Source organism: Providencia sp. PROV210 (assembly GCF_028479445.1).
Taxonomy (GTDB): Bacteria; Pseudomonadota; Gammaproteobacteria; order Enterobacterales; family Enterobacteriaceae; genus Providencia; species Providencia rustigianii.
In genome coordinates this window covers 242,432-263,991 of sequence record NZ_JAMPNQ010000003.1, presented here as the reverse complement: position 1 = coordinate 263,991, position 21,560 = coordinate 242,432, and the positions used below count along the sequence as shown (strand labels likewise).

21 protein-coding genes are annotated in these 21,560 nt (G+C 41.6%); 13 read left to right on the top strand and 8 right to left on the bottom strand.

Annotated features, from left to right (window positions below; translation table 11 throughout):
* Positions 1-123: 123 nt before the first annotated feature.
* The 3 genes from PR761_RS01740 (at position 124) to PR761_RS01730 (ending at position 2,620) form a co-directional block, all read left to right on the top strand.
* On the top strand, positions 124-1,470 hold the full coding sequence (locus PR761_RS01740; protein ID WP_006815482.1) for a VasL domain-containing protein: 1,347 nt from the start codon (positions 124-126) through the stop codon (positions 1,468-1,470).
* 99 nt (positions 1,471-1,569) lie between these two features.
* Positions 1,570-2,247, top strand: coding sequence for a DUF1345 domain-containing protein (locus PR761_RS01735; protein WP_039855335.1), 678 nt, complete (start codon positions 1,570-1,572; stop codon positions 2,245-2,247).
* A 112-nt stretch (positions 2,248-2,359) separates the two neighbouring features.
* Positions 2,360-2,620, top strand: a complete 261-nt coding sequence (locus PR761_RS01730) for a DinI-like family protein (RefSeq protein ID WP_006815484.1) — start codon at positions 2,360-2,362, stop codon at positions 2,618-2,620.
* A gap of 132 nt (positions 2,621-2,752) precedes the next feature.
* Here the strand turns inward: PR761_RS01730 and PR761_RS01725 are convergent, their stop codons facing one another.
* Complete coding sequence (locus PR761_RS01725) at positions 2,753-2,992, bottom strand: hypothetical protein (RefSeq protein ID WP_006815485.1); 240 nt, start codon at positions 2,990-2,992, stop codon at positions 2,753-2,755.
* Between the two features lie 162 nt (positions 2,993-3,154).
* Here PR761_RS01725 and PR761_RS01720 point away from each other — a divergent pair, with 162 nt between their 5' ends.
* From PR761_RS01720 to PR761_RS01710, 3 genes are all read left to right on the top strand, one after another.
* Positions 3,155-3,829, top strand: coding sequence for a response regulator (locus tag PR761_RS01720; protein WP_112836973.1), 675 nt, complete (start codon positions 3,155-3,157; stop codon positions 3,827-3,829).
* Positions 3,819-5,186 (top strand): sensor histidine kinase, encoded by a 1,368-nt coding sequence (locus PR761_RS01715; protein ID WP_006815487.1) that lies wholly within the window; start codon positions 3,819-3,821, stop codon positions 5,184-5,186. Before PR761_RS01720 ends, PR761_RS01715 begins: the two co-directional genes overlap by 11 nt.
* A 93-nt stretch (positions 5,187-5,279) precedes the next feature.
* Positions 5,280-5,855: a cysteine hydrolase family protein gene (locus PR761_RS01710; RefSeq protein WP_006815488.1), complete on the top strand. Its 576-nt coding sequence runs from the start codon at positions 5,280-5,282 to the stop codon at positions 5,853-5,855.
* A gap of 321 nt (positions 5,856-6,176) precedes the next feature.
* On the opposite strand, the gene PR761_RS01705 is transcribed toward PR761_RS01710, so the two are convergent.
* On the bottom strand, positions 6,177-6,689 hold the full coding sequence (locus tag PR761_RS01705) for an anti-virulence regulator CigR family protein (protein ID WP_112836975.1): 513 nt from the start codon (positions 6,687-6,689) through the stop codon (positions 6,177-6,179).
* 179 nt (positions 6,690-6,868) lie between these two features.
* Between PR761_RS01705 and PR761_RS01700 the strand changes: the two genes are divergently transcribed.
* The 5 genes from PR761_RS01700 to PR761_RS01680 all read left to right on the top strand — a co-directional run bounded on the left by PR761_RS01700 (position 6,869) and on the right by PR761_RS01680 (position 12,958).
* Positions 6,869-8,119 carry a mechanosensitive ion channel family protein gene (locus PR761_RS01700; RefSeq protein WP_039855338.1) on the top strand — a complete coding sequence of 417 codons (1,251 nt, stop codon included), beginning with the start codon at positions 6,869-6,871 and terminating at the stop codon, positions 8,117-8,119.
* 308 nt (positions 8,120-8,427) lie between these two features.
* Entirely contained in the window at positions 8,428-10,857 is a 2,430-nt protein-coding gene (locus PR761_RS01695) for a DMSO/selenate family reductase complex A subunit (RefSeq protein ID WP_115164453.1), read from the top strand.
* 11 nt (positions 10,858-10,868) lie between these two features.
* On the top strand, positions 10,869-11,486 hold the full coding sequence (locus PR761_RS01690) for a DMSO/selenate family reductase complex B subunit (RefSeq protein WP_006815493.1): 618 nt from the start codon (positions 10,869-10,871) through the stop codon (positions 11,484-11,486).
* Between the two features lies 1 nt (position 11,487).
* Positions 11,488-12,264 carry a dimethyl sulfoxide reductase anchor subunit family protein gene (locus PR761_RS01685; RefSeq protein ID WP_154611165.1) on the top strand — a complete coding sequence of 259 codons (777 nt, stop codon included), beginning with the start codon at positions 11,488-11,490 and terminating at the stop codon, positions 12,262-12,264.
* Positions 12,265-12,358: 94 nt separating this feature from the next.
* On the top strand, positions 12,359-12,958 hold the full coding sequence (locus PR761_RS01680; RefSeq protein ID WP_039855488.1) for a TorD/DmsD family molecular chaperone: 600 nt from the start codon (positions 12,359-12,361) through the stop codon (positions 12,956-12,958).
* Between the two features lie 65 nt (positions 12,959-13,023).
* On the opposite strand, the gene PR761_RS01675 is transcribed toward PR761_RS01680, so the two are convergent.
* Positions 13,024-13,566, bottom strand: a complete 543-nt coding sequence (locus tag PR761_RS01675) for a DUF924 family protein (RefSeq protein WP_115164454.1) — start codon at positions 13,564-13,566, stop codon at positions 13,024-13,026.
* Positions 13,567-13,980: 414 nt separating this feature from the next.
* On the opposite strand from PR761_RS01675, the gene PR761_RS01670 reads away from it, so the two are divergent.
* Positions 13,981-14,250 carry a hypothetical protein gene (locus PR761_RS01670; protein WP_006815497.1) on the top strand — a complete coding sequence of 90 codons (270 nt, stop codon included), beginning with the start codon at positions 13,981-13,983 and terminating at the stop codon, positions 14,248-14,250.
* A 38-nt stretch (positions 14,251-14,288) separates the two neighbouring features.
* Here PR761_RS01670 and PR761_RS01665 read toward each other — a convergent pair whose 3' ends face one another.
* The 5 genes from PR761_RS01665 to PR761_RS01645 are packed head-to-tail and all read right to left on the bottom strand — an operon-like array spanning position 14,289 to position 20,478.
* A complete protein-coding gene (locus PR761_RS01665) occupies positions 14,289-16,031 on the bottom strand; it encodes an acetyl/propionyl/methylcrotonyl-CoA carboxylase subunit alpha (protein ID WP_006815498.1) in 1,743 nt (580 codons plus the stop codon).
* Entirely contained in the window at positions 16,018-17,622 is a 1,605-nt protein-coding gene (locus tag PR761_RS01660; RefSeq protein WP_154611166.1) for an urea amidolyase family protein, read from the bottom strand. The genes PR761_RS01665 and PR761_RS01660 overlap by 14 nt, the downstream gene beginning before the upstream one ends.
* A gap of 8 nt (positions 17,623-17,630) precedes the next feature.
* Positions 17,631-18,437 (bottom strand): putative hydro-lyase, encoded by an 807-nt coding sequence (locus PR761_RS01655; protein ID WP_126436971.1) that lies wholly within the window; start codon positions 18,435-18,437, stop codon positions 17,631-17,633.
* Positions 18,434-19,213: a LamB/YcsF family protein gene (locus tag PR761_RS01650; RefSeq protein WP_154611167.1), complete on the bottom strand. Its 780-nt coding sequence runs from the start codon at positions 19,211-19,213 to the stop codon at positions 18,434-18,436. Before PR761_RS01650 ends, PR761_RS01655 begins: the two co-directional genes overlap by 4 nt.
* A gap of 26 nt (positions 19,214-19,239) precedes the next feature.
* Positions 19,240-20,478 (bottom strand): NRAMP family divalent metal transporter, encoded by a 1,239-nt coding sequence (locus tag PR761_RS01645; RefSeq protein ID WP_039855343.1) that lies wholly within the window; start codon positions 20,476-20,478, stop codon positions 19,240-19,242.
* Positions 20,479-20,870: 392 nt separating this feature from the next.
* On the opposite strand from PR761_RS01645, the gene PR761_RS01640 reads away from it, so the two are divergent.
* Positions 20,871-21,533: a GntR family transcriptional regulator gene (locus PR761_RS01640; protein WP_006815503.1), complete on the top strand. Its 663-nt coding sequence runs from the start codon at positions 20,871-20,873 to the stop codon at positions 21,531-21,533.
* Positions 21,534-21,560 lie beyond the last annotated feature (27 nt).

Genomic DNA, 21,560 nt, shown 5'->3' with positions numbered 1-21,560 from the left:
ACAGCCAGCTTTACAGGCCCTCCTCTTGCCGATGGGCATATTTTATTGCACCATCTGAAAAAACAATTCGATCATCTTTAATATTTCATCAATACACCTCCTTTTCTTCGATTTGAGACAATTATGAATCCAGATTTAAATACATTACGACTTGGTGGCGACCCTCGGACATATGCGGACTTTGCTGCACTAAAAGAAGAGTTAAATAAGCGCTTTCATCCAGCACGCCCTGATATTGACTGGGCTCGTGCCCATGGACTATGCCTATCATTATTCAATCAAAATGGGGCCGACTTACAAACCTGTGCATGGTTTACACTGATCCGCCAGCATCAGGCAGGAATTGTGGGATTAAATGAAGGTCTATCTCTGCTCCAACATTTACTCAATCGATACTGGCAAGGGCTATGGCCTCAGCAAACCCATGCCCGCGTTGAAATATTATCCACTCTGAGTCAACAATTGATCACGGGATTACGTAGCTATTCCCCTGTTTACGCTGATCTTTCCTCACTTTATCAAGCTGAGAAAACATTAGAACAAATAGGACAACAGCTACAAACATTGGAATTAAAACATCTCACGCAGCTCGATCGACTACAAAACTTGCTGACAACGCAATCACGCCAACTAGAAAGTACCGATGCCCCAACCAGTGGTTTTATCCCATCAACCCCCTTGCATATCCCTAAAACCGCACCCTCAACGTTTCATGCAAATACTGCCGCTATACCGATATCAATCAAAGCCAATGCCACCATCAGTACACCACCGCAACCTAAGCCCTCTTACCGTAAAGGTTTTGGTGTGGGGCTGGTATGGGGGATTGTCGTCACAGGCGCTATTTGTGCCGGTACGCTTTATATACTCCATCCAAAAATTAGCAATCACGCCTTAACACAAGCGCTCCCTCAACTTCCTGAGTTTACATCGAATATTGAACTCTTACTCGGACAGCAATTACAACCCAATCCATCCCAACCCAATAGTTTTTCTTCGGAAAATCTGAGTTTTATTGATAATTATCTTGGCGAGCTAGAGTCAGTATCCCCAATTTGGTCCCAGCAATACGGGCTCAATATGGTGAATTACTTAACTAAACAGTATGGTGAACATCAGGAAGTCAGTAGTTTTAATGATAAATGGCGTCAGAAAATGCAGATCAATTCGCTTTCGAATGACAAACTGCAACAGTGGTCAAAAGGGATGGAACAGCTTAATCAGCTCAGTGTCCGTTTAGATAGCTTAGATGGAAAACCTCGCAGTTATATAACAGGCTCTGAATTAAAGACTGTTATATTCAATGCTCGACAAAATTTTAACCAAGCTATTCCTCTGGAAGAAGAGTTACGCCGCTTAGAACAGCTGCAAACTCAAGGTAACGTCCCAGAATCTGAATATCAGCGTATTGACAATCACTTTAAACAGCTACTCAATCGCTATGCGTTAATGAAACAAGATGAAAAGTGATTCTCTTATTCCTTGAAATCCGATAATTAGAGCTTCATTTCTATCGGTGATATACTCGTTTTATATTAAGAATATATGTTTATTTTCAAGGAATATCTCATGCTTCGTTATGCTGCTCGTATCACACGCTGGTTACGTCATGCATTTCATTCTCGACCGCGATTTTTAGTGTCATTAATCGCGGCATTTATTACCTTTTTTGCGTTATTTAATGACCAAAATTTGATCATCAATCTCATCATTAGTTGGAATGTGTTTGCTTGGTCCTATTTGCTCTTTCTATTTCAACGAATAATTAGTCATAACGTCAAAGATATTCGTAGACTCACCAAAGTCGAAGATGAAAGCGCACGGATGGTCATATTCTTCTTGATGTCCGGTTGCTGTGTTAGCTTATTGGCTCTATTTTTTGCCCTTGGTGGTCATAGTGATATCCCAAAAGCAGATAAAATTTACTCTTATATTCTAACCGCGTCGACACTCATTTCCTCATGGCTGCTTTTACCAATGGGGTTTACCATGCATTATGCCCACCTCTATTACAGCAATGTTGAAAATGAAAAACCTTGGCTGAATTTTCCCGATAAAATTAGTGAGCCAAGCTATTCAGATTTTCTGTATTTTTCATTTACGATTGCTGTTGCTTCTCAGACCGCGGATGTGGAGGTCGCCTCTACACCAATGCGCAGAGCCGTATTACTGCAATCTATTATTTCGTTTATTTTTAATATGGCGATCCTCGGATTATGCATTAATATCTCCGCCAGCTTCTTCTAAATTCATTTAACCTCCGCAGAAAGAGTAAAAATATTATTGGATGGATATTGACAATTACCCAATATCCATTTAAAAATACTGTATATCAATACAGTCTTTAGTAGAGGCTATTATGTTACGTATCGAAGTATTATTTGACAAAAATGCAGCACAGAAACCAAGTAATCAGGTTCTACAGGCTTTAGAGTCTGAGATTTTGCGCAAACTACAATCTCAATATCCTGATATCGTCACGCGTGTTGGTTTTAGTTCCCAACAAGCGGTCAATATTTCTGGTACTAAAATCGCAGAAGATAAGGTTCGCATCCAAGAAATTCTCGAAGAAATCTGGATGGATGACGGCTGGCTCCCCGAAGAAAACATAGAAAATTAATATCTGAATAGAGGAAAAGGAATGGCTTATCTTAAAGATATCGCATTCTTTTTCCTGATTTTTTATATTTATTATTCCGAATTAACGTTTTAACCTTCCAATCTAATCTAGCTCTCATCGACCAACTTATCCTTAATAGAGTTTTTTTCGTAAAAAAGATCTAATCTCTTTTACCAGATTAACCCCATCATTATTAGATACTAATACATGGTCATTCAATTTGCACTTATTGGTATCCGTACAAATAGACATTTCATTAAATGTTAAATTACCAATTTTAATCTGTGGCTTACTCAAATTTGTACCCATAAGAGTAACTGCAATAAAAATAATCACAAAAAATAATGGTACTTCAATAAATGCTTTCTTCATTTTCAATTCTCTCTCTTTTAGAGCGTGAGAGCATATTAGTCATTTATATTTTTAGTACCTTAAAATTTAGTTAAACCAACCTTAAGGGATACTTAAGATGTCAAATATGGTGGTTGCTGGGATAAAGCTGTCTGCTTATACTCCGTACCAGAGGTAACAAATATGAATATTTTATTGGTCGAAGATGATCTTCAACTTGGAAAAGCGTTGTGTCGAGGACTTGAATTAGCGGGTTTTAACCCTTGTTGGGTTAGGCTATTAGCTGATGCAAAACAGCAATTAACCACTCGCAATTTTGATCTCATGCTACTGGATTTAGGTTTACCAGATGGAGATGGCCACAATGAATTAATCGCATGGCGCCAAGCCGGTGAATCAATACCGATTATCATTCTGACTGCCCGCAATAAAATGGACAATTTAGTTGCCAGCTTAGATTCCGGAGCCGATGATTTTTTAACTAAACCATTTGAAATGCCTGAACTCATCTCACGAGTCAAAGCGATTAGTCGTCGGATGGCTGGGTTTTCCTCTGAAATATGGCAATTAGATAATCTGCAATTAAATCCGCTGAATCATCAAGTGACTTTGAATGACCAGCTACTGTTGCTGTCAGGCAAAGAATATTTATTACTCTTCGAATTAATAAAAAACTCAGATAATGTAGTCCGTAAAACCGATTTAGAACAGCGCTTGTTTGGACTTGATGATGTAGAAAGTAATTCACTTGAAGTTCACATTCATAACTTGCGCCGTAAAATTGGTAAAGACCGAATTGTTACTATCCGGGGTATCGGCTATTTATTGAAAAAAGAAGCTCAACCTAGTGAAAATTAAATCGTTCCTTGTTTATACCTTTGGGATCCAAATTGGCTCTGTCATTTTACTATGGCTGCTTCTAATTGGCTGGCTACAGTTTTTTTATCTTCCCGATATTGTTGATGATGATGATTTCAATCAGCAACAGCAAATTGTTACCCAAGGTATAGCGCAAACTCTCGGAACCGTTTCAGACAATCAGGAATATTTTGATACGTTAGCCGCTACCTTGCAAAAAATGTATACCGATGCCATGGAAAATGGCTTGGATACTAGCTATAAACCTTTTATGGTCGTCAGAGATAAGCAAGGTCATGTGCTATACCGCAACAGTGAAAAGATTGCCGACCCCTCCTTAAAATCAGTCAAGGACTTGACCAATCTATACAAGGATTGGCATTTTACTTCCGCTTGGGACGATAAACATAAATTAGAAGTCGTCATCGCAGAGTCTTATCTTGAGCGCAGAAAATTGATAGGTAACCCTGCGGAGGGAACCGCTATCCCTTTAGCCTTTATTCTGGGGATTATGTTAATCGCAATTTTAATTACTGCATATTTCAGTATTCGTCCAATCAAAAAAATTGCGACTATTATTTCTTCGCGTCAGCCGGGAAATTTAGCCCCGATTGATACTAAAGATATGTATAAAGAAACTCGCCCGATTATTTCAGCAATTAATAAATTAATGGCCCGCGTAGACGAGGCAAATCAACGAGAAAAACGTTTTATGGCTGATGCAGCTCATGAACTACGAACCCCTATTGCCGCAGTCACGGCGCAACTACATTTGTTAATGAATATTGATAATCCAAAAGAAAAAGCTGAAATCATTAATGACATGAAAGAAACGCTCAATCGCGCCGCTTCGGTATCCCATCAATTAATCGATCTCGCCAGATTAGAAGCTGAAGACTTCACCATTCGCAAAGAAAAAATTGATTTGCCGACGCTAATTAGCCATCTGATTTCTTCACATATTCCTTATGCATTAAGTAAAGATATCGATGTCGAGTTACAAAGCCCTGATGCGTTTGACGTGACTACCGATAAATTGGCGCTAAGTAACGTTTTTACTAGCCTAATTGAAAATGCGATCAAATATTGCCCTGAAAAAGCAAAGATTAAAGTGACGATAAAAAATCTGAGCCCATTTGGTGCAACAATTACGATTCAAGATAATGGTCGCGGGATCCCTGATGAAGAACGAGAGCATCTATTTTCTCGCTTTTATCGTGTTCCTGGAACATTAGAAATGGGTAGTGGTTTAGGATTATCTATTGCACAAAATCTTGCATCCAAAATTGGGGCAACATTAAAAGTGACTGAGGGGCTAGATAATAAAGGGATCGGCTTTATCATTGATGTACCTTAAATAGAATAATGCTATTGAGTTAACATCCCTCCCTACGAATAACCACTACAATGCCACTTTACGTTTATTTACTTAGCCATTGAAGGGGCAATAATGTCAAAAGCGCTAATTATCATCGATCTTATTAACGATATTGTTGGTAAAAATGGATTATCCAACAGTAGCTATCTACAAACTAACTCGCGAAAAATTATAGAAAAAGCAAACCAAGCAGCGAGTTATGCACGTAATCAAGGTATTCCCGTCATTTGGGTCAAAGTCGGTTTTAGCGATAACTATCAAGATATTCCCACTGGCTCCCCCCTATTTCAACACGCGAAACAAGTCGGCGCCCTTAAATTAAGTGGGCACGGTTGCAGCTGGGTTGATGAGCTAGAAGTTCATATGCATGACCGAGTGATGATTAAAAAAGGTGTTTCTGCTTTTGCTGGGAATAAGCTTCATCAATGGCTACATGATAATGACATCACCCATCTCTATTTTGGTGGAGTGAGTTCTGTGATGGCAATTCAGAGTAGTGTAAGACAAGCCCACGACCTCGGCTATTTTTGTCATGTATTAGAAGATCTCTGTGCAGCCGCAACCCCTGAATTACATGACCAAAGTATGTTAGAACTCACTAGTTTATCAATAATTTCATCAACTAAAGAATTTATGCAAACAAAATAGTCCGCAATATACCTAAGGTTGTAAATAACTTTTTACACTCATTAGGCTACAAATAAGTTTAATGTTTAAAATATTTTTTAATCGATTATTGACTTTGGTCAATAAAAAATTAGAATGCTCCTACGTGATCAAGATCACACATTAACATTCGGAGCTAATATGAACAGCATCAAAGAATTTTTCGTTAACCTGCAAGAAGTTGTTGAATTGTTATCTAAACGTTTTATGTAATTTGCGTTAAATCATAGTCAATCAAACTTTTATTTACCTCATTCTAGTATTTGCAAAATTTTGCTAACGGCCTTATTAAAGGCCGTTTTTTTATTCAAAAACATTCTCAATAATTTCAGCAATAACCGCTGTGCCAATTGCAACCAAAATTAAATCCTTTCCACTCATTTTCCATTCATAGCCTGCATAGGCTGGTAATTGATGTATGAATTTCGATGGCAATATTTTTTTCGCAATTCCTGGCGGTAATGGTTTTCCTCTTCTTACTTGTTTTGCAATACCCGGCGGCAATCCTTTATAGCCTGTAAGACCATATTCAATAGCTAGTGGCCTCACCTCCCCAAAACTCACACTAAAACTGATATTTGGAGCAATACGCAAAGTTCCTTGAATACTCGAATTATCATTATTCCATTGCTTCATTTTATAATGGTCATCGTCTTTATTCTTATGGCCGTTGTTGCCTTTAAATTCTTTATTATGTTTGTTACCGTTTCCATGCCCGTTGTTACCATTCGGATCGGAGAACGCAAGTGGGGATATCCCCATGAATACCAAAATAAGAACAAGTGGTAGGCACCTATTTCTTGTAGGCTTTTTCATCAGTATTTCCTCGTAATCATGATCGTCTGAGAGTATCCCTCAAATTATAGAGCATCAATCAGATTAACCGCCATTTTCCGTAATCTTATGTAAATATTCATGATTTTTCACAAATCTGACACATATTTCCCTATACTAGATTGTCATTTATGGATGTTCTGAACCGCAAAGGAGAACCTATGCAGCAGCAACTGCTCAACTGGGTACACCAGTTTAATCAAGACTATGCCAACCTCGCTTCACTACTGATGGTTCTTGGGCTGATTCTCATTGTTGCCCTCGTCTTACACCTGATTCTACATAAAATACTTTTACCTACCCTTGAAAAAAGAGGGAAAAAACTGGGATCCGGCTGGCAGCATCAACTAACACAACATAATTTATTCAATCGTATTGCCTTTATTATTCAAGGTGTTGTGGTTAATATTCAATCGACACTGTGGCTACAATCAGGCTCGACGCCACAAATTGTTCTTAATGTAGCTTCCCAAGCGTGGTGCTTGTTGTTTGGTTTGCTTGCCATTTATTCGATCCTAGATATCGTACTGGAAGTACTACAACGCGCAGCGAAAACAGCTCACCTGCCCCTAAGAGGGATTTTCCAAAGCATCAAATTGATCGCCACCCTACTGATCTCAATAATGATCATTGCGCTACTCATTGGTAAATCACCACTGATCATTCTGAGTGGCTTAGGGGCAATGACTGCGGTCATGATGTTAGTATTTAAAGACCCAATTATGGGACTCGTTGCTGGTATCCAATTATCAGCAAACAATATGGTCAACATCGGCGATTGGCTAGAAATGCCGAAATATGGTGCTGATGGAGCAGTGATTGACATTGGATTGACTACGGTGAAAGTCCGAAATTGGGACAATACCGTGACGACAATCCCAACCTACGCTCTAATTTCTGACTCTTTTAAAAACTGGAAAGGGATGACGGAATCTGGTGGGCGTAGAATCAAACGAAGCCTGCGTATAGACGCCAACAGTATCCATTTTTTGCAATCAGATGAAATTGCCTATCTAGAGAAAGCAAACTTGCTTGAACCTTATATAGATAAAAAAATCTCTGAAATTCAATCATATAATAATTCATTACCCGAAGATAAAGCGGTTCCATTAAATCAGCGACGTTTGACCAATATTGGTACATTTCGCGCTTATATAGAAGCCTACTTACGTTCTCATCCTAATATCCATAAAGGAATGACGATCATGGTTAGGCAGCTAGAATCTGATTCCAATGGTATTCCAATCGAGATTTACGCCTTTACCAATACTACCGTGTGGCTAGAATATGAGCGCATTCAATCGGATATTTTTGATCATATATTCTCTATATTGCCTCAGTTCAATTTACACGTTCATCAGTCACCTACCGGAAATGATGTTCGATTAATAGGCCATTCAACAGTTAAATAGCTAATTAGATGCAACTTATAAATCCTGCTTAATAATTCTAATGCTGTTCCATGACCTTTAGAGGGGGAAACCCCTCTTATACTCCCTATACCACTTTATGGTTATATATAAAATAATATAACGATTGATAACCAAAACAGAACTAAAACTATCTCCTAATCAGAAAAAGTCCTTAAAAATTAAATAAATAAAAACATTTACCATGCTTTTATCATGGTTATTGTTGATGTATATCATGTTAGCAATGGGCTATTTTTTCTAACATATAGGCATACACCTAATACGTTTTTTACATATAGGCAATGTCGATGCATAAAAATAAAATAACACCTAAATTCGCAGAACTGAGCAGGAGGGAGTTTATACAAACCTCCGCAACCGTCGCTGGTGCAGCAGCGGTCGCAGGCTCAATCACTCTGCCTTTTGCTGCTCAAGCAAAAACACCAACCATCATGCCAGATGAAGTCAGCGAAAAAATCAGTTATAGCGCATGCTTAGTTAACTGTGGTAGCCGCTGTCCACTTAAAGTTCACGTAAAAGATGGCGTCATCAGCCGTATCTCGAATGAAACGATGTATGACGACTCAACCCTTGGCGAACACCAAATTCGCCCTTGTCTACGTGGCCGTTCGGTTCGCTGGAAAACATACAATCCCGATCGCTTAAAATACCCAATGGTACGTGTTGGTAAGCGTGGTGAAGGTAAGTTCAAAAAAATCAGTTGGGATGAAGCAACGACTATCATTGCTGAAAAGTTGAAATATACTATTGATAAATATGGTAATGATGCAATTTACTACCAATATGGTTCAGGTTCTACAGGCGCAAACTTACATGGTCGTGCAGCGTGTAAACGTCTACTGAGTTTAACGGGTGGATTCTTAGGTGACTATGGAACATATTCTTATGCTCAGCTAATGGAAATTACACCATATGTATATGGTAGCGTTGAAGAATCTTACTTATCTGAGATTCAAAATTCCGATTTAGTTGTGATGTTTGGTCATAACTTAGCGGAAACTCGTATGTCTGGAGGGGGACAATTCTATGAAACCCTCAATGCCCTTGAAAAGAGCAAAGCCAAAGTTATTATCATTGATCCTCGTCGTACCGATAGCGTAACCACCCTTGGTGCCGAATGGATCCCTATCTATCCAGGTACCGATGCTGCATTAGTTGCTGCTCTGGGTTATGTGATGATCCAAGAAGGCTTAACTGACGAAGAATTCCTGAAAAACTATTGTGTAGGCTGGGATGAATCAACACTTCCAGCATCCGCACCGCGTAATGCATCTTACAAAGATTACATTTTAGGTAACGGTCCTGACGGGATTGCAAAAACACCAGAATGGGCAAGTAAATTAACCGGAATTTCCGTCGCTCGTATCACTCAGTTGGCTCGTGAAATTGGTAATGCACAGCACGCTTGGATCTCACAAGGCTGGGGCTTACAACGTACCGAAAATGGTGAGCAAGCTTGCCGTTCTATCATGATGCTCCCGATTATGTCTGGCAATATCGGTCGCTCAGGTACCAATACTGGTTTATGGGGTAACAGCTTTGCTTATCCTGTAGCTGGATTTGGTTTGCCAAACCCAGTTAAAGCCCTGATCCCAACCTATATGTGGTCAGAAGCCATTGTTCGCGGTAAAGAACTCACTGCAGAAAATGGAGGCATTAAGGGTGTCGATAAGCTGAATAACGACATTAAATTTATGTGGTGCTACTCCAGTAACGTAATTGGTAACCAACACGGCGACTTAAATAAAACCCATGAAATTCTTGCGGATGAATCTAAATGTGAATTTATCCTCGTTTGGGATAACCACGATACCCCGTCAGCAAAATACGCCGATCTATTGTTACCCGATGTGACTACCGTTGAGACTAATGACTTAATCAATAACTCTTACGCAAGTGGGGCTTATCACTATCTGGTTCGTCTGCAAAATGCTATCGACCCATTATGGGAAAACCGCCCTAATTATGATGTATTAGCTGAAATTGCTGAAAAAATGGGTGTCAAAGACCAATTTACTGAAGGTCGCACTTACGCTGAATGGATTGAGTTCTGCTATAACAAGACTCGAGAGAAAATGCCTCATCTGCCTGAATTTAGTGAAACCGATGGCGCGGGTATTATTGACCGTAAATTCCTCAATAGCGCAGAAAATGTAGCATTGAAAAATTTCCGTGATGACCCTGCGACTAATCCATTGAAAACACCATCAGGAAAAATTGAGATCTATTCTGAACAACTGGTTGAACGCGTTAAAAACTGGGAACTCCCAGAAGGTCAGCGTATCCCAGCAATTCCTGAATATTGTGTGAACAAAGAAGGTGTTGAGGCGCAAAATGCGCAACAAAAACATACTTTATTAATGACCGGCTTCCACGATAAAGGCCACGTTCACTCCACTTATTACAACGTGGCAATGCTACGTGAGGCGATCCCACATCAATTCTGGTTGAACCCAATTGATGCTCAACAACGTGGCTTGAAAAATGGCGACCTTGCTGAAATCTTCAATGATCGTGGGCGTCTACAAATTAAAGTGAAAGTGACAGAGCGCGTATTGCCAGGTGTGATTGCTGTTCCTCAAGGTGCATGGCGCGCGTTGAACAGCGAAGGCTTAGATGTTGGTGGTTGTATCAACACTCTGACCTCACATGTCCCTTCCCCTCTGGCGAAAGGTACACCGCAACATACTAACCTTGTTGAAGTCAAACGCGCTTAAGGAGTTAATTGATGAAACAGTATGGATTTTATTTTGACTCCACAAAATGCACTGGCTGTAAAACTTGTCAGGTCAGTTGTAAGGACGAAAAAGATTTAGATTTAGGCCCAAAATTCCGCCGTGTTTATGAGTTTGGTGGTGGTAGTTGGCAAAAACAAGATGGCATCTGGCAGCAGAATGTTTTTAACTACTATTTGTCTATCTCTTGTAATCACTGTTCTAACCCAACATGTGTAGAAGGTTGCCCAACAGGTGCGATGCATAAACGTGCTGAAGATGGTTTAGTGGTCGTTGACCAATCTATCTGTGTCGGTTGCCGTTACTGTGAATTGCGTTGCCCGTATGGCGCCCCACAGTTTGATGAAAAGAAAAAGCTGATGAGCAAATGCGACGGTTGTTATGAACGTGTCGCAAAAGGCATGAAACCTGTTTGTGTAGAGTCTTGCCCACAACGTGCTTTAGACTTCGATGACATTACAGTTCTGCGTGAGTTACACGGCACAGAATGCGGTATTGCACCAATGCCAGATCCTAGCCTGACTAACCCTAATATCGTCATCAAGCCACACAAAGATGCAAAGCCATCCGGTGATAAAAGTGGCGAACTGAAAAACCCTGCGGAGGTCTAATATGCATGAGTTACCACTGGTTTTCTTTACCGTCTTAGGGCAATCCGCTGTCGGTTTATTCTTACTCGCTTATTTAGCACGCAAGATGGGTTCCATCGATGACAAGCAACTCAGAGTTGCGAATATTATCGGTTTCATCATTGTGCTGATTGGCTTAGGTATTGGAGCGCTACACGTTGGGCAACCACTGCGCTTCTTTAATATGCTACTGGGTGTCGGTCGCTCACCGATGAGTAATGAAGCATTTTTAAGTGGTGTATTTGTGGGATGTGCTGCTGCAACGGTATTCTTTACTCATTTTGTGAAACAATCCGTTCTGCGCGAGCTGGCTAACATTGCCACTGTCATTTCGGGCTTAGCTTTTGTTTGGTCAATACCGCAAGTCTATAATATTGCCACTATTGCTAACTGGAATACGGAATATACGACGCTACAAATGTGGGCAACGATGTTTGTGGGCGGCGGAGCATTGGCTATTGTCATTGGTGCTCGTGGTCTAGGTATTGCGGCTTTCCTACTCGGTACCTTAGCTATTTTTGCTAGCCGTGCAGGATATCAAGCATTTTTATCCGAAACAGGTCCAGCATTGAGTGCTGAACAAACTGGTTTCTGGGGCTTCCAAGTCGTGGTTTTAGTGATTGCATTAGCGGCTTTCGTCGGTTTTGCTCTCAAGCAACGTGCGCCTAAAATCCCGTTAGCAACATGTGCAGCCGCGGTATTGTTAGCTGAATTATCCGGTCGTATCGCGTTCTATAACCTGTGGCAAATCACCATGTAAGGTGCTTTATCCCGTGTTATGATTGATGACCAAAGCGCCTGAATTCAGGCGCTTTGTGTTTAACTCTGCTGACGTTCATCTGATAGGTATAATGATGCAAGCTCTCGATACAACACTTTTTCGTATTTTAGGGGCAATGTTTTATTACTCCCCTGAAAGCCAAACTTTTCAAACCCTACAACCTGTGCTTCCTCAGATCCCCACATTACATACATGGGATGATAATGAACAAATAGCGGCGATCTGTGATCAACTCGCTCAGTATTCTCCAGAGACGCTTCTTTATGATTTTTCAGTGCTCTTTGAGGGGCAAGGTACTATGCCAGCACCACCTTGGGGTTCGGTGTATTTATCCCATGATAATATTGTCATGGGAGATTCCACCAGCGCTTATCGCCATTTTCTTATGGGGCAAGGGTTAGTCACCAATACAGGGATCCGTGAGCCAGAAGACCAATTTGGTTTAATGCTCATGGCGATATCCGCATTGGCGGAACAAGGGGAAAATGCGGCCATTATTGAACTATTGGAAAAACATTTATTACCCTGGGCGTACCGCTATTTAGCATTGGTACAACAGAGTCAAACTGAACATCCTTTTTACCCACAAATAGCCCAAATTACTGAACAGTATTTATCCCACTTGCAGCAGCAACTGGAATTACAACCGACCCCTGCGGAGCTGTTCCGCTAACGTTCAGGCTGAAAACATGAGTTTGTAGTACAAAACTACAAACTCATTTTTATGGTCAGTCTCAATTAAAATGAAGAGTTAGGTTGCTGTAAAAAAGCCACTTCCTCTGCTGTTGACGGTCGGTTCAAAATGCCATTTCGATGAGGGTATCGACCAAACTTATCAATAATTGCCTTATGACGCATTTCATAATCCAACGTATTATCATCCCCTAGCATGCGAAATAACTCTACGGCTTGTAAGTGAATAAAGCTGGATTCTGAGTGCATAAATGGCATCAAAATAAATTTGCGCTGTGATAGCGTCAGCATATTGTAATCAGGTTGCTTGATAGCCTCTTGGGCAAGAACTAGCGCCATACCATCTTGAGCAAAGGCTCGTGGCGTGTTTCGCCATAAGTTACGGGAAAATTGGTCAAGAATAATAATTTCAGCCAGACGCCCTCGAATCGATGAACGCCAGTATGCCAGCTCCCCTTGTGATGCTTGTTCACTGAGTGTTTTAAAACGCTTAGCGATGGTTATGTCAAATTTTTCGCTTTTCTCAAACCATTGTTTTGGGGTCGATTCCTCGAACCAAAATGAAAGCACTTCTTCCATGGCATTCATAATGTACCTATCTCTATTATTATTGCGTTATTTCGCTAATCGTAGATAAAAATCATTTAGATTGACAGGATGGGGATCTTAAAACACACATTTACAGACAACTATTTGGTTCTTTTGCGAGCCAAGCCTAAATTAATCGGACTGTTAAAAATAATTCCCCTCTTTTCGCCAATAACCCGCTATAAATAAAACTAATCTGTTTATGATTATCTAATTAGTGAATTAATCAGTAACCACTTGCTAATTAATGTGAAATGTCATTTATCTATCATCCGAATACATACTTTTAATAAATCCGATGTTAGAATTTGACTTATATTTTTCGAATAAAAGACGCTTTTCACCCTATAAAAACGGTGTTAATGAGTCATCTTGGGTCGGCTTCATTCGTGATTAATTGAGAAGGCAATGTAAATGGCAGGACATATGGTACTTATTGGTTGGGCATTATGGGTCAGCCCTTGTGGTTCCGACTCATGCGATGCATTACCTGTTACCGAAACCATTTATACCCAAGAACAGTGTATGAGTAGGAAAGCTTACTTAGAATCTAAGCGCCCTAATCTATTTTTCCTTTGTGGCGAGGTTTACCGCGATAGCGATGAAATTGCCAAAGAAGAAAAAAATGTCGTACCCGCACCAGCCCCACCACTGCGTAATTTGCCTGAACGTGAGGCGCGTTAAAATGAGGTGGCATATAGCCACCTCGTGATGATTTGAGACTAAATAATCTCCGCAATCTTACAATCCGCACTGATAAAATCCCCTTGATTGGCCGCATATTGTAGCTGTCCTGAGCGGTGGGCTATCACTTGAACCTCCATTTTCATCGCTTCCATGACGCCGATAACATCGCCTTCAAGCACTTTATCACCTTGAGGTACTAACCAATTGAATAATATTCCAGAAATGGGAGCATTCACATTATAAGGACTGTTATCGGCAATATGTGCCTCTTGAACAGCGATATTTTGAGTGACTGCCATACCAGAAAATAATTGTGCAGGTAATCCCAATTCACAACGCTTACCATCAATTTCTATAAACGTACGTGTTAAATCTTGATTGACTTGAGGAAGCTGTTTTTTCGCGGGTGGAATTTCCACATTAAATTCGGTCTCAATCCAACGTGTGTGTACCTTGAACTGTTCACAGAAATCATGGTGATCAATGACTGCACGATGAAATGGTAATACAGACGCCACCCCTTCAATGTTGAACTCAGCAAGCGCTCTGCGTGCTCGTACAATCGCTTGCTCACGGGTTGACCCGACCACAATCAATTTAGCCATCAACGAATCAAATGTACCCGGAATGGTGGTTCCCGCAACGACACCACTATCAAGGCGCACTCCCGGACCTGACGGGGCATCAAAGCGAATAATAGTGCCCGGTGTCGGTAAAAAGCCATTGCCTGCATCTTCGGCATTGATTCTAAACTCAAATGCATGGCCTCTGGGTACTGGTGTTTCCAAAATACTGAGTGGCAATCCTTCAGCTATTCGTAGCTGCTCAATAACCAGATCAATTCCCGCGGTTTCTTCAGTGACAGGATGTTCAACTTGTAAGCGAGTGTTAACTTCTAAGAAAGACAACATTCCTTCTTGGCTCAATAAAAATTCGACTGTTCCTGCGCCAACATACCCTGCTTGACGGCATATATCCGTCGATGCGCGTATAATTTGCTGTTCTAATGCATCAGATAAAAACGGTGCCGGTGACTCTTCGACTAACTTTTGATTACGGCGTTGTAAAGAACAATCTCGCGTTCCTACCACCACTACATTACCGTGTGTATCCGCAATCACTTGGGCTTCAATATGACGAGGATTATGCAAAAATTGTTCAATAAAACATTCACCGCGACCAAATGCAGCTGTCGCCTCGCGTACCGCGGAATGGTATAACTCTTCGACTTCGTGCATCTGCCATGCCACTTTTAAACCACGACCTCCCCCACCGAATGCGGCTTTAATCGCGATAGGTAGACCATGCTGGTGAGCAAATTCAACGACTTCACTGGCTTCTTTGACAGGATTTTTAGTTCCAACGACTAACGGAGCGCCCACTTGGAGTGCAATGTGGCGAGCTTGTACTTTATCACCTAAGGTATCGATACTTTCAGGGCTAGGTCCAATCCAAATCAGGCCGGCTTGTTGTACCGCACGAGCAAACTCTGAGCGTTCTGAAAGAAAACCGTACCCCGGATGCACCATTGTCGCCCCTGATTTTTTGGCGATCTCGATTAGTTTCTCAATATTTAAGTAGCTTTGTGCTGGAGTATTACCGCCAAGACCAAAAGCTTCATTAGCCATCGTGACATGCAATGCATCAATATCACTGTCCGCATACACCGCGACAGAAGCAAAACCATAGTCACGACAAGCACGAATAATACGTACCGCAATTTCACCACGGTTAGCAATTAGAACCTTATGTACTGGATTATTTTTATTCGTTTTCATAAGCCTCACGACTCCCTTCAAATTCATTAAATTCATTCAGTGGATTAAAGCGAATTTTGCCATTGACGGGGATTTGTCCCGCTAAATCTAAATGGTATTCGCACACTGATCCAATCACTGGATAGCCACCTGTTAGAGGATGGTCATTCAAAAATAGAACCGGTTGTCCATTCGCGGGCACTTGAATTGCACCAATACAGGTTCCTTCACTGGGTAATTCTTGTAATTTTTCACGCTCTAAGGGAATTTCCCCTGAGAGGCGTAATCCGATACGGTTCGATGCCGCAGTCACTTGCCAGATTTGTTGCTTAAGTAGAGCGAGCGCTGGTTGACTAAACCAATCTGTTCTCGGCCCTAAAATAATATCCAGCACGACCACATCATCCGCCGTTGGATAATCAAATGCAGGAGTTTCATTGAGTGAAATAGCCTGTGTGCAGCTATTTTTTTCGACTGATAATGACTGCCCTACCATTAAAGGAGCTGGACCCACTTGAGCGAGAGTATCAAATGAGCAACTTCCCAAGATAGGAGCCACATGGAAACCACCGCGCACAGCAAAATAGCTACGTACCCCTTTGGTCGGTCGCCCAATGTGGATGACATCCCCTTTTGCCAGATGAACAGATTGATAATTTGCGACGAAATAGCGCTTTCCTTCATCGGTTGTGATTTCTATTGAACATTCGGCTCCCGTCACGGCGACTAATAAATCTTTATTCGCTCGGGCTTTGAATCCCCCTAACGTGATTTCTAATACGGTAGAATCCGAGTGATTACCGACCAAACGATTCGCACTATACAAGGCGGATTTATCCATCGCCCCTGCTTCAGAAATACCTAATGCCGATTGCCCAATACGCCCTAAATCTTGAAAAAGTACCTGTAACCCTGTCGCGAGCACAGTTAAATCATAAGTTTGTGCGTTATCTGCTCGTTTTTTTTCTGGCTGACTTGGTAGGCTATAACTGATGGCACTTTTGGCCTGATCCACAAAATGAACACGATATCCTGCTTGTAGTAAAGCGGGCTCTGAGCGATTAATATCCCAAACGGCGAGATCCGTAATGCCGATCAATTGCCATCCACCGGGGCTAGCTTGTGGATAGACGCTACTGAACTCACCCGCAAGTGCGACTGAACCCGCTGGTATGCGTACACGAGGAGATTGACGACGAGGTACATGTAACTGCGCCTGTTTGGATACCATATAACCAAATCCTGGTGCAAACCCACTAAAGGCAACTTGATATTCATTTTCTGTATGGCGCCGGATCACTTCATCAACTGTAATGCCCAGATATCCCGCCACTTCCGCTAAATCTTCACCATTATAATGCACCGGAATAGTCACTAATTTGCCCGCTTTGTATTCCAAGGCTTCAACATTGCGTTGGGAAATTTGTTGAATTAGCACCTCAACATTAATAATGATCGGGTTATAACGCACAAGAATGGTACGTGCCGCTGTCGTGATTTCATCAATTCCATTAATCGGCATATTAGTCAAAGAATCAGTGAGTGCCATGGTCTGTTCAAGACTGGGTAATTCAACCATAAAAGCTTTTAAATTAACGGGTAAAAAACGCATAGGCACCTCTATACATGATAAGCCGCATCAGGAATATCGGTGATAAACATATACCCCGGAGCATGGCTCAATGCGAAAGGTACCCCCGATTTCATCACTGCGGCTTGAGGCGTGACACCACAAGCCCAAAATACGGGAATTTCACCTTCTTCGATGCGAACCGCATCCCCAAAATCAGGGCACATAATATCGTGAATACCCAGCGACTCCGGAGCACCAATATGTACCGGTGCACCATGTACCGCAGGAAAACGTCCCGAAATACTTACCGCGTCAGCCACTCTATTTGCAGGAATAGGTCGCATTGACACCACCAATTCACCTTCTAACCGTCCTGCTGGACGGCATAATCGATTGGTTTTATACATCGGTACATTGGAGTTATCCGTGATGTGACGAATTTCAATCCCAGCTTCTAACATAGGTGTTTCGAACGTGAAGCTACAACCAATTAAAAATGTCACTAAGTCCGGATGTTGCTGATAAATTTCGGTAGCATCCGTGATTTCATTCACTAATTTTCCGTGCTCCCACACACGATAGCGTGGAATATCAGTACGTAAATCTGCGCCTTCTGCCAATATCGTCTGCCAACTGCCAGCTTCACAAACATCCAATACTGGGCAACTTTTTGGATTACGTTGGGCATAGAGTAAAAAGTCAAAAGCCCAATCTCGTGGTAATGCAATCATATTGGCTTGGGTCATTCCCGGTGCCATACCCGCGGTCGGCTTATCATAACCTTGACGGATGGCGTCTCGCGCTGCTTTTGCTGCTTGAATTGCAGATTTAGAGGCTTTCATTAATTGGCTCATGACCCGCACCTCTTCCCTGTAAATGCACAGACCTTAATACCTTGTTGCTCAAAGATTTCACGTACTTTCTTCGCCATCTCTAGCGCACCGGGGCTATCTCCATGAACACAAATGGAGTCGGCATCAATCGGTGTAAATTTACCATCAATCGAGATAACCCCGCCTTCATTCACCAGTTGTAGCATACGTTCTGCCACGAGTTCCGGGTCATGGAGGACTGCTCCCGTCAGCTTTCTAGAGACCAGTGTGCCATCGTTGTTATAGGCTCTATCAGCAAAAGCTTCCGCGACGACATTTAGCCCTCGACCCTTTGCCCAACCTACTAGCGGGGATCCTGCTAATGCTACCAAGGTTAAATCGCCATCAATGGCTAGTATTCCATCAATTACTGCCATTGCTTGGCGTTGGTCATGAGCGATGGTGTTATACAGTGCACCATGAGGTTTCACATATTCGACTTTCGCTCCCACCGCTTTGGCCAAACCTTGCAAGGCACCAATTTGGTAAATCACATCAGCGATTAGCTCCTCAGAGGCAATATCCATATTGCGACGACCAAAGCCTACTAAATCGGGATATCCCACATGCGCCCCTACAGTGACGCCATTTTTTTTGGCAGAAGCTAAGGTTTTCATGATGCCTTCGGGAGAACCGGCATGAAATCCACACGCGATGTTTGCACTACTTACGATGCTTAGCATCGCTTCATCATTTCCCATCTCCCACTGCCCAAAACTTTCCCCAAGATCGCTATTTAGGTCGATTTGCTTATTCATTATGATCCCTTAGCCTCTTATCGATTTTATTTTAAGTAGTTGAAAATTGCCGTAACGGACATTGCTCCCATGTACCATGTTAAAGCGCAAGTCACTACCCCAGACCACAATAACCAACGCGGGTAATGGTAGCCTGACATCAAGTCCGCTCTTTTCCATGCGATATACACAAAGATACTCAAACCAATCGGTAGGATCAGGCCATTAAAACCACCCGCAAAGACTAATAATGCCGCAGGTGCCGTCCCCATTAAGAGATAAATCGCCAGAGAAACCGCGATAAAGATGATCGTTGAAATGTTACGCTGTCTTTCTGTAATGCTGGATTTGAACGCTTTTAAGAAGCTCATTGAGGTATAAGCTGCGCCAATCACACTGGTGAGTGCTGCCGCCCATAAAATTAAACCGAAGATACGTAAACCATAATTACCCGCTGCCGCTTGGAAGGCTTGGGATGCAGGGTTGGCCGATTTTCCTGAAATATCAATAGTTACGCCACTTGCAACGACACCGAGAATGGCTAAAAACAGTACGTAGCGCATGATCCCAACCACCACGATCCCTTTAGTTGCCGCGCTCGCTACTGCTTGAATATTTTCAACACCCACTTCACCTTTATCTAATAAACGGTGGGCACCCGCATAACAAATATATCCCCCCACCGTACCACCAACAATCGTTGTGATCATCGCAAAATCAACAGTATCTGGCAGGACGCTTTGACGCAACGCTTCACCCACTGGCGGGTTTGATGCAAACATGACAAACAACGTTAAGCCAATCATCACTAAGCCAAGTACGATAATTAGCCGATCAATAAATGTACTGGCCTTTCGGGATGAGAAAATATAGATGGCAAGTAATGCACTGAGTAATCCACCCCATTTAGGATCCAGACCAACTAACGCATTTAGCCCTAACCCTGCGCCAGCAATATTACCGATGTTAAATATTAAACCGCCGAATATGACTAATACCGCGAGCACATAACCGCTTCCCGGAATAGTGGCATTGGCGATATCCGATGAGTGCATTTTTGTTAACGTCACGACGCGCCAAATATTTTGCTGTACTACGAAGTCAATGATGATTGATGCCAAAATACCAAAAGCAAATGCAGCCCCGAGAGTGACGGTAAAGGTTGCTGTTTGAGTGATAAATCCCGGTCCAATTGCTGATGTCGCCATAAGAAAAATAGCGCCAATTAAGGATGAACGACGTTTTTTTACATATTCTGCGGTAGTCGTATTTTCTTGAGCTGCCATACGCATACTCCTCTATGAATTGTTTTTGTAGTTATGAATTTATGTGTGTTGTGCTGATTTATAGAGGCAATTTTCGTGCCATTGTTCTACTAATAGTGAAGATTGTTTATTGATCTGCATTGGATTGTTCAACAATTAATATGAAATGATGAATAAACAATCAATGAAAATCGTTATTGATGATTAAAAAATCAAAGCTTGATCACTTTTTTAACAAGTAACCTCAATTATTAACATTTAATATTCCAATACAGACCCAAACTTGTGCGATGACTGATTCCATTTTTAGATCCATGCCCAAAATAAGTGCATAAAAGGAATCTTGCTGCGATTAACTGAATATGTGAAGATATCTGCCTATCACTCTCATCCACTCAATTAAGCTTGTCTTTATGAAGAAACAGCCTATGGCTCAAACACTGTCAGTCACCATTGCAGAAACTATTCGTCATAAAATTACGATCGGTGAATTAACACCAGGACAGCGTTTATCTGAGGCGATGTTGAGTGAAGAATTAGATATTTCACGCAATACCCTGCGGGAGGTTTTTCGCGTTCTGACTCAGGAAGGATTACTGACTTATGCACCAAATAAGGGCGTTTATGTGTCAGTACCTGATATGGCCGCGATTATCGACATTTACCAAGTTCGCCGATTAATTGAATGTGATGCACTAACCCATGCCTATGCCCTGCATCCCGCAGTGCAAAAAATGAAGCAATCCGTCAGCGAAGCACGCGAACATGAAAAAGTAGAAAATTGGATTGGTGTGGGTACAGCAAATATGAATTTTCATACTGCTATCGTTGAGCTGTCTGACAGTGAACGTCTTATTAAGCTATATCATAATATTGCCGCTGAATTACGGTTAGCTTTCGGTCATTTAAATGATCCAAAAATTCTTTACGCTCCTTATATTGATAAAAACCAAGCTATTTTAGCGTTATTAGATGCAGGGAAAAACCAAGATGCGGCAAATACCTTACGTGAATATCTTGATTTATCTGAGCGTACATTATTAGCTGCATACAAAAGAAGCCAATCACGGTTATAAACCCCACTCTAATTTATCCTCTCTGTT